This is a genomic window from Streptomyces sp. NPDC059696, from assembly GCF_042733745.1.
In the GTDB taxonomy this organism is placed as follows: Bacteria; Actinomycetota; Actinomycetes; order Streptomycetales; family Streptomycetaceae; genus Streptomyces.
Map to the genome: position 1 here is coordinate 144,106 of NZ_JBHWFG010000014.1, position 16,183 is coordinate 160,288.

Below are 16,183 nucleotides of genomic sequence, written 5' to 3' on the forward strand. Positions count from 1 at the left end.
TCCCGATCCGCTGATCGGAACCCTGAATTCCTGCTTCGAGCCCGACAAGATGTAGCCAAAGTGTGCATGTCTTTTGAGGCTTTTGTTCCCTTTGTGTGGCCCGACTTGCCCTGAATTCGGGCGAATTCTCCCCACATTCCGGACCCTGCGCGTCCAGAATTCTCGTCCGATTGACCTGTTGCAGACGGCAGTTGGACAGATACATTCAGCCGCGGTCGACGCGTTCCGGCGCACGCCCCCAACCGTGGGGGGTGAGGTCTGACCCGGGTCCGCGAAGTGTGGATCTGTGCAAGGGCCAGTAATAGGGGAGTTAGGCATGGCTCAGGGCACCGTCAAGTGGTTCAACGCGGAGAAGGGGTACGGCTTCATCGCGGTCGACGGTGGTGCGGATGTTTTCGTCCACTACAGCGCGATCCAGATGGACGGCTACCGCACCCTTGAAGAGGGCCAGCGGGTCGAGTTCGAGATCTCGCAGGGTCAGAAGGGACCGCAGGCCGACATGGTTCGCGTCTCTGCCTGAACGCGCACCACGACCAACGCATCAGCGACCGGTCTTCTCAGAAGGGCCCGTACCCCCCGGGGTGCGGGCCCTTCGGCCTGCCCGGACGCCCGCCGGGCGGTGTTCGCGGGCGGCTGACGCCCCTGCCCGATCCCCGGGAGGCGCTTGCACTCGCCATGCCCGAGTGCTAATCATTGCGTTAGCACTCTGAAGGTGAGAGTGACAACGTAAGGACCGGGTCGGTGAGGCCCGCAGGCCAGGTGGGGGAAGGAACCCGCAAGGCAAGCGAGCCGTCCGTCGCGGGCGCGGGCGCGGTCCGAAGTAATCACCCCCAGTCCTGGAGGGACCACTTCACATGGCCAAGATCATCGCGTTCGACGAGGAGGCGCGGCGCGGCCTCGAGCGCGGCATGAACCAGCTCGCGGACGCCGTCAAGGTGACGCTCGGCCCCAAGGGCCGCAACGTCGTCCTCGAGAAGAAGTGGGGCGCGCCCACGATCACCAACGATGGTGTCTCCATCGCCAAGGAGATCGAGCTCGAGGACCCGTACGAGAAGATCGGCGCCGAGCTGGTCAAGGAAGTCGCCAAGAAGACGGACGACGTCGCCGGTGACGGTACGACCACCGCGACCGTTCTCGCCCAGGCCCTGGTCAAGGAAGGCCTGCGCAACGTAGCCGCCGGCGCCAACCCGATGGCCCTCAAGCGTGGTATCGAGCGCGCCGTCGAGGCCGTCTCCGCCGCCCTGCTGGAGCAGGCGAAGGACGTCGAGACCAAGGAGCAGATCGCCTCCACGGCCTCCATCTCCGCCGCCGACACCCAGATCGGCGAGCTCATCGCCGAGGCCATGGACAAGGTCGGCAAGGAAGGCGTCATCACCGTCGAGGAGTCCCAGACCTTCGGTCTGGAGCTGGAGCTCACCGAGGGTATGCGCTTCGACAAGGGCTACATCTCGGCGTACTTCGCCACCGACATGGAGCGTATGGAGGCCGTCCTCGACGACCCGTACATCCTGATCGCCAACTCGAAGATCAGCAACGTCAAGGACCTGCTGCCGCTCCTCGAGAAGGTCATGCAGTCCGGCAAGCCGCTGCTGATCATCGCCGAGGACGTCGAGGGCGAGGCTCTGTCGACCCTGGTCGTCAACAAGATCCGCGGCACCTTCAAGTCCGTCGCCGTCAAGGCCCCGGGCTTCGGCGACCGCCGCAAGGCGATGCTGCAGGACATCGGCATCCTCACCGGCGGCGAGGTGATCTCCGAGGAGGTCGGCCTCAAGCTGGAGAACGCCACGCTCGACCTGCTGGGCAAGGCCCGCAAGGTCGTCATCACCAAGGACGAGACCACCATCGTCGACGGTGCCGGCTCGGCCGACCAGGTCCAGGGCCGCGTCAACCAGATCCGCGCCGAGATCGAGAACAGCGACTCGGACTACGACCGCGAGAAGCTGCAGGAGCGCCTGGCGAAGCTCGCCGGCGGTGTCGCGGTCATCAAGGCCGGTGCCGCCACCGAGGTGGAGCTCAAGGAGCGCAAGCACCGCATCGAGGACGCCGTGCGCAACGCCAAGGCGGCCGTCGAGGAGGGCATCGTCGCCGGTGGTGGCGTGGCCCTGCTGCAGGCCTCCCAGGTCTTCGAGAAGCTGGAGCTCGACGGCGACGAGGCGACCGGCGCCAACGCCGTGAAGCTCGCGCTGGAGGCCCCGCTGAAGCAGATCGCCGTCAACGGTGGTCTCGAGGGCGGCGTCGTCGTGGAGAAGGTCCGCAACCTCACCGTCGGCCACGGCCTGAACGCCGCGACCGGTGAGTACGTCGACATGATCGCCGAGGGCATCATCGACCCGGCGAAGGTGACGCGTTCCGCCCTGCAGAACGCCGCCTCCATCGCCGCGCTGTTCCTCACCACCGAGGCCGTCATCGCCGACAAGCCGGAGAAGGCCGCCGCGCCGGCCGGCGGCGGCATGCCGGGCGGTGACATGGACTTCTGATCGACCCGAGGGTTGATCGACGTCCGTACCGAGGGCGGCACTTCCTGTTCCGGCAGGAGGTGCCGCCCTTCGGCGTGTCCGGGGTGCGGGAGAGGTGCGTGCGGGGCGCGTGTCCGGGATCACAGCGGGGATGGGATGGCGGGGCGGGACCGGATGGTTGAAGGTTAGGTCGGTCCTATGCGTATGCACATACCCCCCGGTATCCGAAAGTGAGCCACCACGTGACTGTCGCCGCCTCCGCCTCCCGCGCCGCCGAAATCCTGTCCCGGCCCGTCACGCTGGGCGGCCTGACCGTTCCCAACCGGATCGCGATGGCGCCGATGACCCGCATGTTCTCCCCCGGCGGTGTGCCCGGTGAGGACGTCGTGTCGTACTACGCGCGCCGCGCCGCCGCCGGAGTCGGCCTGATCGTCACCGAGGGCACCTACGTCGGCCACGAGTCGGCCGGGCAGAGCGACAGCGTGCCGCGCTTCCACGGTGACGAGCAGCTCGCGGGCTGGGCGAAGGTCGCCGAGGCGGTGCACGCCGCGGGCGGCACGATCGTGCCGCAGCTGTGGCACATCGGCATGGTCCGCAACCAGGGCGAGCCCCCCGTCGCCGACGCCCCCGCCGTCGGCCCCTCGGGTCTGCGCATCGGCGCCGACGAGCCCACCGGCAAGGTCATGACGCAGGCCGACATCGACGCCGTCATCGGCGCGTTCGCCGCGGCCGCGGCCGCCGCCGAGCGCATCGGCTTCGACGGTGTCGAACTGCACGGCGCCCACGGCTACTTGCTCGACCAGTTCCTCTGGGAGGGCACCAACCGCCGCACCGACGCCTACGGCGGCGACCGCGTCGCCCGCGCCAAGCTCGCCGAGGAGATCGTCACGGCCGTCCGCGAGTCCGTCTCCGCCGACTTCCCCGTCATCTTCCGCTTCTCCCAGTGGAAGCAGGAGGCCTACCGCGCCCGCCTCGCCGAGACCCCGGAGGAGCTGGAGTCCATCCTCGCTCCGCTGGCCGCCGCCGGCGTCGACGCCTTCCACGCCTCCACCCGCCGCTACTGGGTCCCCGAGTTCGACGACTCCGACCTCAACCTGGCCGGCTGGACCAAGAAGCTCACCGGCAAGCCCACCATCACCGTCGGCTCGGTCGGCCTGGACGGCACCGACTTCCTCAAGTCCTTCCAGGGCCAGGGCGCCGAGGTCGGCGACCTCGACAACCTCCTCGACCGCTTCGAGCGCGACGAGTTCGACATGGTCGCCGTCGGCCGCGCCCTGCTCCAGGACCCCGAGTGGGCCCGCAAGGTCCTCGACGGCCGCGTCGAGGAGCTGGCGCCCTACAGCCCGGCGGCGCTGAAGACCCTCAGCTGACCCCGCCTCCGCACGGGGTGCCTGGATTCGCTTGCGTCGGTCAACGAGACTGAACGGACGCTTGTTCGCCGGCACCCTGTGAAGGAGACCCAGTGACGACGACCGACTCCCGCCCCTCGGCGGGTGGCCCCTCCGAACAGCCCGGCCCGGTGGTGCGCACCACCGCCGGCGCGGTACGCGGTCGGAGGGAGGAGAACCTCGCCGTCTTCCGTGGCATCCCCTTCGCCGCGCCCCCGGTGGGCGAGGCCCGCTTCCAGGCGCCGCGCCCCGCCGAGAGCTGGGACGGCATACGGGAGGCGTACGCCTTCGGACCGCCACCCCCGCAGGACCTCGGCCTGATGGCCGGCCCGGGCCTGATCCACGGGCCGCAGGGCGACGACTGGCTCACGGTCAACGTCTGGACCCCCGAGACCGGCCCGGACGCACGCCGCCCGGTGATGGTGTGGATCTACGGCGGCGCCTACAAGATCGGCCACGCCGGCAGCCCCGGCTACGACGCCCGGCACATCGCCACCGACGGCGACCTCGTCGTCGTTTCCTTCAACTACCGCGTCGGCATGGAGGGTTTCGCCCACATCGAGGGAGCGCCCGCCAACCGCGGACTGCTCGACCAGGTGGCCGCGCTGGAGTGGGTGCGGGACAACATCGAGTCCTTCGGCGGCGATCCCGAACAGGTCACGATCTTCGGGGAGTCGGCGGGCGCGGGCTCGGTCGCCTCCCTGCTCTCCATGCCGCGCGCGGCCGGGCTGTTCCGGCGGGCGATCGCGCAGAGCGTGCCCGGGACGTTCTTCTCCGACGCGCTGGCCCGGGACATCGGCACGGCCCTCGCCGCGGAGCTCGGTCTGCGCCCCACGGTCGCCGACCTGTCGACGATCGCCCCGCGCAAGCTGACCTCGGCGGGCGAGACGCTCGGCCCGAAGATGCCCCGGAACATCGACCGCTGGGGCCAGGCGGCACCCACGGTCACACCGTTCTCGCCGGTGGTCGACGGCGAGGTGCTGCCGACGAGCCCGTGGCAGGCGCTGAGGTCGGGGTCCGCGAAGGACATCGACCTTCTCGTCGGCCACAACCGCGACGAATACCGCCTCTTCACCGCCATGACCGGTCAACTCGGCCAGATATCCGAGGAAAGGGCGGCCTCTGCCCTGAGTCTCTTCGCCCCCGGCGGTGAGCAGGCGTACCGCGACGCGTTCCCCGACGCCTCCGCGGGCGAGCTCTACGAACGCGTCCAGACGGACTGGCTGTTCGGCATGCCGTCCCTGCACCTGGCCGAGGCGCAGCGTGCGGGCGGCGGACGCGCCCACGTCTACGAACTGACCTGGCCGGCTCCGGGCAACGGCGGCGCGCTCGGCGCCTGCCACGGCCTGGACATCCCGCTGCTGTTCGGCACGTACGGGGCGGACCTGGGGCTGCTGCTGTTCGCGGGCACGGAGCCGTCCGCCGAGGCCCGCGCGCTGTCGTCCCGTTTCCGCATGTCCTGGACGTCCTTCGCCCGCTCGGGCGACCCGGGCTGGCCGGCGTACGACGACGCCGAGCGGCTGGTGCAGGTGCTGGACGCGGAGCCGGAGGTGCGGGCGTACCCGGAGGAGGCGTCACGGCGGCTGTGGGAGGGGCACGAGTTCCTGCCGCTGCCTCTCCTCTAGTACGGCAACGGTGCTTCCTGCGGGGCGGCTTCGGTCGGCCGTTCTCACCGTCCGGTGGCCGAGGTCGCATACGCTTCCTGGTCAGCCTCGGCCGAGACGGTGGGGCGGGGGCGGATGACCAGGGACAGCAAGGCGGCGGCTGCGCAGGCGGCGCCCAGGGCGAGCCAGACGGGGTTGTAGCTGCCGAACGTGTCGCGGGTGACGCCTCCGAGGAAGGAGGCCGAGGCCGCGCCGATCTGGTGTGCTGCGTTGGTCCAGCCGAAGACGATGGCGCTGTCGTCACCGTAGAAGGTTCGGCACAGGGCGATGACCGGTGGCACGGTCGCCAGGTCAAGCAGGCCGAAGGCGACTACGAAGACCAGCATGGGGGCGCTGACCGTTGCGGTCATCGTCAGCGGCAGGGTGACCATCAGCAGGCCGCGTAGGAGGAAGTAGACGGCGAGGAGCCGACGGGGGTCCAGGCGGTCGGTGAGCCATCCGGAGGCGATCGTGCCGACCACGTTGAAGATGCCGATGAACGCCAGCAGGGTCGAGGCCGTGGTGGCGGGCATGCCGTGGTCGTGTGCGGCCGGGGTGAAGTGGGTCCACATGATGCCGTTGGTGGATGCGCCACAGATGGCGAATGCGCCGGCGAGCAGCCAGAAAGGGACGGTTCGTGCGGCGTGGCGCAGCACGGTCAGGGTGCGGCGGGCGGCGCCGGGGACGGGCTCGGGCCGCGGGGTGAAGACGTGGCTGCCGTAGGGGCGTTGACCCAGGTCGGCCGGGTGGTCGCGCAGGACGAGGTAGATCAGCGGGGTGACCGCCAAGGCGGCGAGGGCGAGACTGACGAGGGCGGGCCGCCAGTCGTAGCGGTCTATGGTCCATGAAAGGGCGGGCAGGAAGACCATCTGGCCGAGGACGCTGCCGGAGGAGAGGATGCCGGTCACGAGGCCGCGGCGGGTGGTGAACCAGCGGTTGGTGACGGTGGTGCCGAGGGTCATCGACAGTGATCCGGTGCCCAGGCCGACGAGGAAGCCCCAAAAGAGCGTGAACTGCCAGGCGGCGCTCATCAGGGTGGTCAGTACGGCGCCTGCGGCGACGGTTCCGAGTGCCGCGATGACGACTCGGCGGATGCCGAACCGGTCCATCAGGGCGGCGGCGTAGGGGGCCGTGAGTCCGTAGAGGATCATGTTGACGGAGGCGGCAAGACCGATGGAGCCTCGGGACCAGTGGAAGTCCTGACGCAGGGGGTCCTGCAGGATGCCTGGCATGGTGGAGAAGGCGCCGGCGACGATGATCGCCACTCCGGCGACGGCGGCAACCCACCAGGCGCGGCGCCCGGAATCCTTGGTCTGATGGCCGTTCGTGATCGTGTCATGCATGTCTTCATCCTTGAGTGAGACGAGCGCCTGGAACCACTGGCCGTATGGACACGTAGTGAAAGAATCTGGTCATGACAGTGAGTGATGGAGCTGCGCACAGGGTCGTCGTCCTGGTGCGTCCTGGTCTCCTGCCGATGGAACTGGGGATTGTGCACCGCCTGTTCGGCACGGCGGTGAACGAGGCCGGCCGGCACCTGTACTCGGTCCTGACGTGCACTCCGGAGCCGGGCGAGGTGTCCACGGACGCCGACTTCACGGTCAACGTGCCGCTGGGACCGCAGGCCCTACGCGATGCGGACACGGTGATCGTGCCTGCCGCGGTCGAGGACTACCGTCCTCAGCAGCGGGGTCGGCTGTGCCCACGCGTTGGCGCGGCTCTCGCGGAAGTGCCGACATCAGCTCGTCTGGCTTCCATCTGCACCGGATCGTTCGTGCTGGCGGCAGCCGGCCTGCTCGCGGGCCGGCGGGCGACCACGCACTGGAAGTCCTGTCCGGAACTGGCTGCCCTGTACCCGGAGATCGACGTGGACCCCGACGTGCTCTACACCGACGACAGGCGAGTGCTGACGTCCGCAGGTGTCGCCGCAGGAATCGATCTCTGTCTGCACATGATCCGCAGCGACCACGGCGCCGACATCGCCAACACCGTCGCCCGCGGCACCGTCGTTCCTCCCCACCGGGAAGGCGGTCAGGCCCAGTACATAGACCGCCCCGTGCCCGATGCCGACGACAGTTCCACCGCCGCGGCCCGCGCCTGGGCGATGGAACACCTGGGGGAGAGCCTCACCCTTGAGGACCTGGCGCACCAGACTGCGACGAGCGTGCGCACGCTGACCCGCAAGTTCCGTCAGGAGACCGGCCTGACGCCGATGCAGTGGCTGGGCCAGCAACGTCTGCAGCATGCCCGCCGACTGCTGGAGCGCACGGACGAGCCCGTGGACCGTATCGCAGCCGAGGCCGGCTTCGGGACGGGCACCGCGATGCGCCAGCACTTCCGCGAAGCGCTGGGTGTGTCACCGCGCGCGTACCGCAACACCTTCCGTGGAGGAGGGTGAGGGCACGCGCGCGGTGACACGTATCAGCAGAGCCGCCAGGGCGGATCAGCCGACGACCGGCTCGATGGGCCCGATCCGGTAGAGCACCTCGTCATGGTGCTCTTCGGGGAAGAGCCTGGCAGGGAACAGCACTTCGGTGTGTACGGGGGCCCCGTACCGCTTGGCGCACTTCTTCAGCACCATGATGATGGCCTTGTTGTCAGCCGACACGGTCGCCTCGATGTAGCGTGCGCCGTTGGTGACCGCGCGGTCCGCAGCCCGTTCGAACAGCTGAACTCCGAGCATCGGGATCCCGTGCCGCGGCTTCGCGGCCTCCTGCCACACCAGATAGGTGTCAGGCTGTTCGGGGCGGAAGTAGCCGGTCAGGAAGCCGACCACCTCGTCGCCGAGTGATGCCACGAGGGAAGTGTCGGCGAAGTCGCGGCACCACAGGGCGTAGTAGTACGGGCTGTTGTCGTCGAGTTCGTCCGAGTCATGCACCATCTGCCACATGGCCTGCGCGTCCTCGACACGCGGCGTTCGGTAGTCAGGGCGGACCCGGCCGGCGGTGGAGAGGGAAGTCGGCGCGGTCATGCGGTGGCCTCCTCGGTGAGCAGGGGGTAGACGCCGTTCTCGTCGTGGTCCTCGCGGCCGGTGACCGGCGGGTTGAACACGCAGACGAAGCGGGAGTCAACCTTGGGGCGCAGGGTGTGCTTCTCGTGCCCGTTCAGCAGGTACATGGTGCCGGGCGTGATGAGATGCTTTTCGCCGGTCTCCTCGTTGGTGAGCTCGGTCTCGCCCTCGACACACAGGACGGCTTCGATGTGGTTGGCGTAGCACATGGTCGTCTCGGTGCCGGCGTAGACGGTCGTCTCGTGCAGGGAAAAGCCGACCCCTTCCCGCGCGAGGACGATTCGCTTGCTTTCCCATGTTCCGGAGCGGGACTTGACGTGCCTGTCGGTGCCTTCGATGTCCTTGAACGAGCGGACGATCATGGTTGTCTCTCCTTGATCCCGTAGGGCGTGCTTGCCTGGTGCAGGGCAGGTGTCGGGACGCGGCGACCTGGCCGGGGGCATCTGTGGGCCGATCACGGGCTCCTCAGGCCGCGCTGCGTGCCTCCTCGAGCTGGGCGATGGCGAAGTCGGTGAAGGTGTCGACCGTCTCGAAGTCATCAGCTTCGAGTTCTTCCGGGTCGACCTCGAGGCCCAGAGAGTCCTCCAGTTCCATGAGCATCTCCAGCATCGTGGTGGAGTCCAGGTGGAGGTCGTCGAAGAGCTTGGTCTGTCCGGACAGGTCGGTCACCGGCCGGTCCAGCACCTTGCTCAGGGCGGTTTCCATGGCGGCGGTCACGTCGGTGCGGTTGAGGCTCATGGTGCGTTGCTCCTTCATGCGTTGGCGGGGTTGTGTACGAGGTTGGTCAGGGCCTGCCGGTCGACCTTGCCGTTGTTGTTGGTGGGCAGGTCCGAGACCGGGACACAGCGTCGTGGGATCTTGTAGTCCTCGATCAGTCCTTGCATGCGGGACAGCACCTCGGGGCCGTCCAGATCGGTCACCACAGCCAGTACCGCGGTGTTCCCCGTGGTGAGGCCGGGCGGCAGTACGGCTGCCGAGGCCACGCCTTCGACACGGCGGGCTGCAGCCTCCACTTCAGTGGCGCTGACGCGGAATCCGCGCTCCTTGTACAGGTCGTCGCGACGCCCCGAGAAGTAGAGGTAACCCTCGTCGTCCATCCAGCCGTAGTCGCCGGTGCGCAGTTCCGGGAAGAGGCCGTCGCGCTGGTGGAAGCGTTCGGCGGTCATCTCCGGGCGTCGCCAGTATCCGGCCATGACGTGAGGGCCGCGGACGACGAACTGGCCGACTTCTCCTGCCGGCAGACGCTGACCGTCGTCGTCGATGGTGAAGACCTCAGTGCCTGGCAGCGCCCGTCCGGACGATCCGGGCCGCGTGAGGTCTCCGTCTGACGGCATGATGGTGGCCCGCTTGCACTCGGTGAGTCCGTACATCAGCTGTACGGACAAGGTGGGTATCGCCTCGCGCAGGTCTGCGATGGTCCTGTCGGACAGGGCGGCACCGGTGTTGGTCAGCAGACGCAGGGCGGGCTTGTTCTTCGCCCTGCGCACCAGCCAGGCCAGACGGTCGGACACGGACGGCACGGCGGCGAGCACAGTGGCCTGGCTGTCCAGCAGGGCGCGCAGGAGCGGCGGGCCGACCTCTGCGACGTTGCCTACACGCAGCTGCGCGCCGGCCAGGAACGACAGGAACATCTGGTACAGGCCGTAGTCGAAGGACAGTGGCAGAGGGCTGTAGACGATGTCGTCGGCGCGGTAGCCCAGGCAGTCCTGGATGGCCCGGGCGGCGAAGAGCATCTGCTGGTGGGTGCTGACCACTGCCTTGGGCAGCGACGTGGTGCCCGAGGTGTAGATCAGGCACGCCCCGTCGACTCCGAGCGGAGACGTCGAGAGCTGCAGGTCTTCCCCCGGTGCCGGCGCGTAGCGCAGCTCGCTGGAGGGTAGAACGCGCACGCCGTGTGCCTGGGCCGTGGCAGAGACACCAGGGTCGTCGGTCACGATCACGACGGGCTCGCAATCACGCAGTACATGTTCGAGCGGCCTGTCCCGGACGTCCTCGTGCAGCACGCTGAACATCGCGCCTACACGGGAAGCGGCGTGAACGGTGACCGCGACGGTGATCGCGTCGGATGAGGAGATGACGACTCGGTCACCGCGCTGGACACCGTGCGCTCGCAGCAGGTGCGCAGCATGGCGAGAGGTCTGCGCCAAGTCCTCGTAGGTGATGGCATCCGAGTCAGTGCTCAAGGCACACCGGCCCTGGTGCGCCGCGGCTGCCTCGTCGAGCAGCGAATGAAGCGTGAGGGGCTGGGGCACTACCGTTCTCCTATCGGTACGGCTTCCTTTTCGCTCGGGCGCCGGCTGCTGTCAGGCGGTCCGGTTCGGTTTGGGGACGACGGTTACCGCGTTCGCTGTGCACACCGTGACGGGCTCGGCCAGCACCCGGGCCGCGCTGGGCTTCGTGTCGGAGGAGGCGATGATCTTCCGGGCTTCCAGGGCCACGAAGCGGCGCAGCTTGGTGCTCCGTGTGAGCTGAGCTGTGGCCTCGATGTAGTCGCCGGGACGGACGGGAGCTGTGAAGCGGACGGCGGAGTACTCGGCGAGCAGTCCCTCGTCGCCGTCGGTTCGGATGGTGATTTCCGTGACGAGGTCGCCGAACATGCGCAGAAGCCTTGCGCCGTCGACGAGTTCGCCTCCGTAGTGGGCCTCTTCCTGGCCGACTCGCATGCGTAGCTGCGCCGTGACAGTGTGCGCGCCACCTTCAGGAGAAGTCATGTGTGCTCACTCCTTCTTCCGTCGTTGATAGGGCGTTGCTGTTCGGGCTGTGAGAGAAGAGCCACGGCGGCCACCACGCTGTCCTTGTGAGTGATCGAGACACGCACGCTCTGCTGCGAAGCGGCGTCAGCCGCCGCGGCACGCAGTTCGACGTGCGGTGATCCGTCCGCAGCGCGCCTGATGCAGATGTTGCGCGGAGCGATCCCCTGGAACAGGCCTTTGCCCAGCGCCTTGAGGACGGCCTCTTTGGCGGCGAAGCGTCCGGCGAGGTACTCCAGGCGTCGGCCGCCTTCGAGGCACTGCGCCTGCTCGATCTCCTCCGGCGCATAGCAGTACCGCAGGAACCAGCCGCGCGTCACAAGGCTGTCCAGCTCGTCGCGGCCAAGAACGTCCAGACCTATGCCTATGGGCCCATCGGACGTCACGAGGCGTCCTGGAAGACCGCCAGACGTTGGCGGGACAGAATGTCCTCGGGGGTGTCCCGTTCTCGCACGAGGCTGACCTGTCCGTCGTGCACGAGAACTTCTGCGGGATAGCCGTGGCTGAGGAAGAGCCCGGGCGAGGCGGTGGGACCGTAGGCGCCGGAACGCTCGATCCCCAGCAGGTCACCGGGGCGGACTTCGGGGAGCCTGGCCTTCTTCACGATGGTGTCGTTCGGTGTGCACAGGGGCCCGGTGACGGTATAGGTGTGCGAGGGGCGGGCCCCAGGACGTCCCAGGTGGACGATGGGGAAGTTTCGCTTCACGAAACTGCCGATACCCACTGCCGCCATGTGGTGATTAGTGCCGCCGTCTGCTACGACGAATGACTCGCCCATCGACTCTTTCACATAGGCGGCCCGTGTCACATAGGTGCCGGCATCGGCTGTGAGGAACCGGCCGAGCTCCATGATGACCCGGCAGTCCGGGTGGCGCGCGCGGAAGTCCTCCACCGGGCCTTGTAGGCTTTTCCCGAGCTCCGCCGTGTCGATGTCCGACTCATTTTCGAAGTAAGCCACTCCCAGGCCTCCCCCGAAATCCACAACGGAAAGGTCTATGCCCAGCTTCGCGGCGAGGTCTTCCACCATCACCAGAATGCTCTGCGTGTTCGCCACGACATCGCGATGATCGAGGAACCGGGTTCCCATATAGGCATGGAATCCCTTGACCTCGACGTGCTGCAGAGAGTGGAGCAGGGGCCCTGCCTCACGGACGTCCTGCTCGTCTATACCGAACTGCCGCGGCTTTCCTCCCATCGACAGCCCAGACCCCTTGCTGTGGAAGCTGGGGTTGACCCGCAGCACTGCAGGGAACCGGGCCGCTCCCCGCGTGCCCGCGACCTCGTCCAGCAACTGGAGCTCAGCGAACGACTCGCACACCACGGCGTAGATGCCGGCTGACACGCAGGCCTCGAGGTCGGCCTTGCTCTTGCCCGGCCCGAGGAAAATGATGTCGGCCGGGTCCACTCCTGCCCTGAGGGCGGTGACAAGCTCCGTGACCGACGAGACCTCGGCTCCTGCGCCCTGGGAACCGAGAAAGCCGCACACGCTGATATTTGGATTCGCTTTCAGCGAGTACAGAACATCCACGCCTGCAGGCAGGACTCCGGAAAGCCCGTGAAAGGTGTCCGCGAGGACCTGTGAGTCGTATATGAACAGGGGCGTCCCGAACTCGTTCGCGATGTCTTCGACAGCGACACCCTGAATGTGCGCCTTCGGTGTTTCTAACAACTAATCCTCCTGCGACCTCCGATTGCCGTTTCAAAAACCGTAGGCGACTGGCCGACGAGACGTCACATGGCCTTCCGAGAATCGGCCATCTTTGGATCATGGAAAGGAAGGTGAAAGCAGCCTCGTCTCCCCGGGATTATCCGCAGCATGCACCCTCGCGTCTCAAAGTGACCCAGGCCACAAAAGAAACCGCGTTACTTGTGAGTGAAACTGAAAAATGGGACAGAGGTGACATGGTGGGCAATCTTGCGGCGAGCCGAGGTAGTAGCGTGACCAAAAGTGATCGGAACGGCCCCGAGTCCATCGGCGTCCCCGCATAGCTGCCGGTTGCACGGGCAATGTGCGTAAGCGAAGTGGCCCCCGTACGGGGACCACAGCGTCTTGGACAGCAGCGCCGACCGGACGGACAGGCTGCGTACCAGTCCCATGACACAGCTCCTGGCCGGACGGCTGCAGTCCCCTGCGGGACGAACGACTTGGACGCAGTCCTTGGAAACTGGTCGGCACCCGGAACAAGCACCGGGACGTACCAGGGCCTAGAGGTTGCCCATCGGCTCGATGTCGACGCGCACGGGCGTCCCCCACACGCGCAGCACCTCGTAGTCGGTGAACTCGTGGACCAGCCGGTAGGCCATGGCAGCCCGGGGGGCCTTGCGCTGGGCGTTGATGAAGAGTTCGGCCTCGCGTCGGTCCCTGCGCGGGGTGCCGCACAGCTGCCACGCCTGGCCGTTCCACAGCTCCGCGAGCCAGCGCTGCTGGGGCTGGGGGCGGTCGCCGCGCACGCCGTAGCGGGAGGGGGTGGGGTCGGCGGGCTGCTGCTGGGGGGCGGGGCCGTTGAACTCCGCCCTGCGGGCGGCCCGGCGCCGGGTCTCGCACAGCAGACACAGATCGGGAGCGGCCTCGTCGACCGGGCCGTTCGGGTGCTCGGGACAGCGGGTGCTGGGCGCGGCTCCCGTGACACTCTCGTCCAGCAGGTCCAGGGCGCGCTTCAGATCGGCCTTGACCTCGTGCAGCTTGGCGTCCGGCGTGTCGGCGGAGAGGGACTCCCCGTGCTCACCGAGGAGACGGAGGGCACGGCCTAGGGCGGTGAGCTGGGCGTGGTTCATGAGTCCATTGTCGTCAGTCGGCGCCATCGTGGCGTCGGCGGGACATCGCGGCTCGAATCCCGGCCGCGTGGGCGTGGACCGTGGGGGCGGAAAGGGGTGCGGCGGGTGGCGCGGGAGCGCGTTCGCCCCGGCAGGCGCTGCAACGCCCCCCTGGCAGGGTTTCCGGACGCCCCGGGGCGCCGCAGTTCGCGCACTCCAGGACCCGTAGGGGTGGGCGTGGAGGGGGCGGGGGTGGAAGTTTGCTGGTCAGGCGGTTGCGGACCAGGGCGGCGGGGTGATGGACCGGCGTCGGCAGGCCCGAGGTGAGCGCTCGCAGTACGTCGTCCTCCGAGGCGCCCCTCTCGAACCACTCCGTCACCAGCGGGGCGAGTGCCGCGCAGTCGGTCTGGGAGAGAGACAGGACGGGTGCCGTGCGGCCGAGGGCGGCCAAGAGGACGTGGGCCCGGGAGCGGGTGGGGCGCGCGGCCTCCTGCGGTACGTCGCCGCGGGTGAAGGCGGCCCACCAGTCGTCATCCCGGGCCGTACGGGACCACCACGAACGGGTGATCCATCGGGAGCTGCCGTCGTCGGCTGTGATGCACTCCCGGCCTCGGCGCAGGTGCCCTGCCTTCTGGATGCGGTTGAGGGCCGTACCGAGGGCGCACTGGCCATAGGGGAGCTGCTTGGCCAGCGTCTTTACGGAGATGTCGGCGCCGTCGGGGAGTCGGTCCAGGTAGGCGGCGATGGCTGCTTCGCGGGGTGGGAGGTGGGCGAAGTCGTGGTTCGTGCGCGGGGGTTGGCCGGAGGTCGTGCGTTTGCCGTATCCCGGACCCGCCATGGGGTGCGCGGACGGGGAGGCAGCACTAAGGTTGGCTTCAGCCATGGGATCGCCCTTTTCGATCTCGATGGTTAAGCCCCCGCAGGTGTTGGCGCACCGGGCGGGGGCTGTTGCTTTTCCAGGAACGTTAGAGGCAGGTGACTGTCCGTGGCAAACCGGATGCGTCGGGTCAACTCGCCGGGTGGGAGGGTGGGTTGAGGCCCTCCACCCGTTCCTTGAAAAGAGGGCTCGAAGCTCGGATCCCGAAGCTCAAGCCGTCTCGTCCTTGAGGTTCTCGACGAAAGCGGACCAGGCGGTGGCCCGGAACACGAGCTTCGGGCCGTGGGGGGTCTTGGAGTCGCGGACGGGGATGACATCCGGGAACGCCCGGGTGACTTCCAGGCAGTTGTCGCCGCTCCCGCCGCTGTAGCTGGACTTGTACCACTCAGGCGTGTTTCTCATGGTCGTAATCCTGCGTCATTGATTCGAGCAGGGCTAGGGACTTCTCAGGCGAGAGTGCGGATGCCGCAAGGAACTCGTAGTAGAAGCGGTACTCCGCGACGGTGGCGGTGTCGTCGTCGAGGCGCCCGGTGCCGACGCCTTCCAGGTACGCCAACGGAGGCGCGTCGGCGAAGTCCATCAGCTTGACGCATCCCTGCATGGCAGGGTGCGCCCCCGCATCGAACGGCAGCACTTGCACGATGGACCGGCTGCGTCGGGCCAGGTCGGTGACGTGCCGCAGCGCTTCGGCCATCACATCCGGCCCACCTGTCACCCGGCGCAACGCCGACTCGTCAATCACGGCCCACAACAAGGGCTTTGTTGGATCGTCGAGGATGCGGGTCCGCTCCATGCGAGCGGCCACCCTCTTCTCGATTTCCTCATCCGGTGCTGTCGGCTGGTACGCGCGGCACACTGCGCGGGCGTAGGCCGGAGTCTGGAGCAGGCCGGGGATCAGCATCGAGGCGAACTCCCTGATGGCCGTGGCCCGGGCCTCCGCCTCGGCCGCCTCCGCGAAGTGCTCCGGATATCTGGACTTCGCCGCCGCCGCACAGTTCCGCTGGAAGAAGTCCCCCGTCCTCAGCTCCTCGTCCAACAACCGCGCATACTCCCGCTGCAACCTCCGCGTCCCCGCCTCCAGCTGCCCGATGAACGACCCGCTCACGAACAGCCGCTGGCCCAGTTCCTCCTGGCTGAGGCCGGCCTTCTCGCGGGCGTGGCGCAGTTCGGCGCCCAGGAGGGCCCTGGGGGAAGAGGACGGGTCGAGGTCCCTGGAACCGGGCATGGGCAACTCCCTGTCGTACACATCGGGTTGTTGGACCGCCGTATCTGGCCAGGTTAGGGACGTGTCGGACACGCTGTGTG

Annotated in this window: 17 protein-coding genes; 5 read left to right on the forward strand and 12 right to left on the reverse strand. The window is 68.0% G+C overall.

What is annotated here, in order from left to right; translation table 11 throughout:
* The first annotated feature begins 316 nt into the window (after positions 1–316).
* The 4 genes from ACFV20_RS17820 to ACFV20_RS17835 all read left to right on the forward strand — a co-directional run bounded on the left by ACFV20_RS17820 (position 317) and on the right by ACFV20_RS17835 (position 5,469).
* Positions 317–520 (forward strand): cold-shock protein, encoded by a 204-nt coding sequence (locus ACFV20_RS17820; protein ID WP_010035953.1) that lies wholly within the window; start codon positions 317–319, stop codon positions 518–520.
* A 334-nt stretch (positions 521–854) separates the two neighbouring features.
* The gene (groL, locus tag ACFV20_RS17825; protein WP_053672570.1) at positions 855–2,477 is read left to right on the forward strand and encodes a chaperonin GroEL; all 1,623 of its coding nucleotides are present in this window, start codon (positions 855–857) and stop codon (positions 2,475–2,477) included.
* 221 nt (positions 2,478–2,698) lie between these two features.
* The gene (locus ACFV20_RS17830; RefSeq protein ID WP_385657619.1) at positions 2,699–3,826 is read left to right on the forward strand and encodes an NADH:flavin oxidoreductase; all 1,128 of its coding nucleotides are present in this window, start codon (positions 2,699–2,701) and stop codon (positions 3,824–3,826) included.
* Positions 3,827–3,918: 92 nt separating this feature from the next.
* The gene (locus ACFV20_RS17835; protein WP_385657621.1) at positions 3,919–5,469 is read left to right on the forward strand and encodes a carboxylesterase/lipase family protein; all 1,551 of its coding nucleotides are present in this window, start codon (positions 3,919–3,921) and stop codon (positions 5,467–5,469) included.
* 44 nt (positions 5,470–5,513) lie between these two features.
* Here ACFV20_RS17835 and ACFV20_RS17840 read toward each other — a convergent pair whose 3' ends face one another.
* The gene (locus ACFV20_RS17840) at positions 5,514–6,830 is read right to left on the reverse strand and encodes an MFS transporter (protein ID WP_385657623.1); all 1,317 of its coding nucleotides are present in this window, start codon (positions 6,828–6,830) and stop codon (positions 5,514–5,516) included.
* A 71-nt stretch (positions 6,831–6,901) separates the two neighbouring features.
* Here ACFV20_RS17840 and ACFV20_RS17845 point away from each other — a divergent pair, with 71 nt between their 5' ends.
* Positions 6,902–7,885, forward strand: coding sequence for a GlxA family transcriptional regulator (locus tag ACFV20_RS17845; RefSeq protein WP_385657625.1), 984 nt, complete (start codon positions 6,902–6,904; stop codon positions 7,883–7,885).
* A gap of 45 nt (positions 7,886–7,930) precedes the next feature.
* On the opposite strand, the gene ectA is transcribed toward ACFV20_RS17845, so the two are convergent.
* The 11 genes from ectA to ACFV20_RS17900 form a co-directional block, all read right to left on the reverse strand.
* Positions 7,931–8,458, reverse strand: coding sequence for a diaminobutyrate acetyltransferase (ectA, locus tag ACFV20_RS17850; protein ID WP_385657627.1), 528 nt, complete (start codon positions 8,456–8,458; stop codon positions 7,931–7,933).
* On the reverse strand, positions 8,455–8,859 hold the full coding sequence (locus ACFV20_RS17855) for an ectoine synthase (RefSeq protein ID WP_385657629.1): 405 nt from the start codon (positions 8,857–8,859) through the stop codon (positions 8,455–8,457). Before ACFV20_RS17855 ends, ectA begins: the two co-directional genes overlap by 4 nt.
* Before the next feature lie 103 nt (positions 8,860–8,962).
* Complete coding sequence (locus tag ACFV20_RS17860; RefSeq protein WP_385657630.1) at positions 8,963–9,235, reverse strand: acyl carrier protein; 273 nt, start codon at positions 9,233–9,235, stop codon at positions 8,963–8,965.
* 14 nt (positions 9,236–9,249) lie between these two features.
* On the reverse strand, positions 9,250–10,749 hold the full coding sequence (locus ACFV20_RS17865; RefSeq protein WP_385657632.1) for a class I adenylate-forming enzyme family protein: 1,500 nt from the start codon (positions 10,747–10,749) through the stop codon (positions 9,250–9,252).
* Positions 10,750–10,800: 51 nt separating this feature from the next.
* Positions 10,801–11,208 carry a 3-aminobutyryl-CoA ammonia lyase gene (locus ACFV20_RS17870; protein WP_385657634.1) on the reverse strand — a complete coding sequence of 136 codons (408 nt, stop codon included), beginning with the start codon at positions 11,206–11,208 and terminating at the stop codon, positions 10,801–10,803.
* Entirely contained in the window at positions 11,205–11,633 is a 429-nt protein-coding gene (gene acpS / locus ACFV20_RS17875) for a holo-ACP synthase (RefSeq protein WP_385657636.1), read from the reverse strand. The genes ACFV20_RS17870 and acpS overlap by 4 nt, the downstream gene beginning before the upstream one ends.
* The gene (locus ACFV20_RS17880; protein WP_385657638.1) at positions 11,630–12,916 is read right to left on the reverse strand and encodes a diaminopimelate decarboxylase; all 1,287 of its coding nucleotides are present in this window, start codon (positions 12,914–12,916) and stop codon (positions 11,630–11,632) included. Before ACFV20_RS17880 ends, acpS begins: the two co-directional genes overlap by 4 nt.
* A 536-nt stretch (positions 12,917–13,452) precedes the next feature.
* On the reverse strand, positions 13,453–14,022 hold the full coding sequence (locus ACFV20_RS17885; protein ID WP_385657640.1) for a hypothetical protein: 570 nt from the start codon (positions 14,020–14,022) through the stop codon (positions 13,453–13,455).
* Positions 14,023–14,035: 13 nt separating this feature from the next.
* A complete protein-coding gene (locus tag ACFV20_RS17890; protein WP_385657642.1) occupies positions 14,036–14,884 on the reverse strand; it encodes a hypothetical protein in 849 nt (282 codons plus the stop codon).
* A gap of 204 nt (positions 14,885–15,088) precedes the next feature.
* On the reverse strand, positions 15,089–15,280 hold the full coding sequence (locus ACFV20_RS17895; protein ID WP_381454158.1) for a DUF397 domain-containing protein: 192 nt from the start codon (positions 15,278–15,280) through the stop codon (positions 15,089–15,091).
* A complete protein-coding gene (locus ACFV20_RS17900) occupies positions 15,264–16,103 on the reverse strand; it encodes a Scr1 family TA system antitoxin-like transcriptional regulator (RefSeq protein WP_385657644.1) in 840 nt (279 codons plus the stop codon). The genes ACFV20_RS17895 and ACFV20_RS17900 overlap by 17 nt, the downstream gene beginning before the upstream one ends.
* Positions 16,104–16,183: the final 80 nt, after the last annotated feature.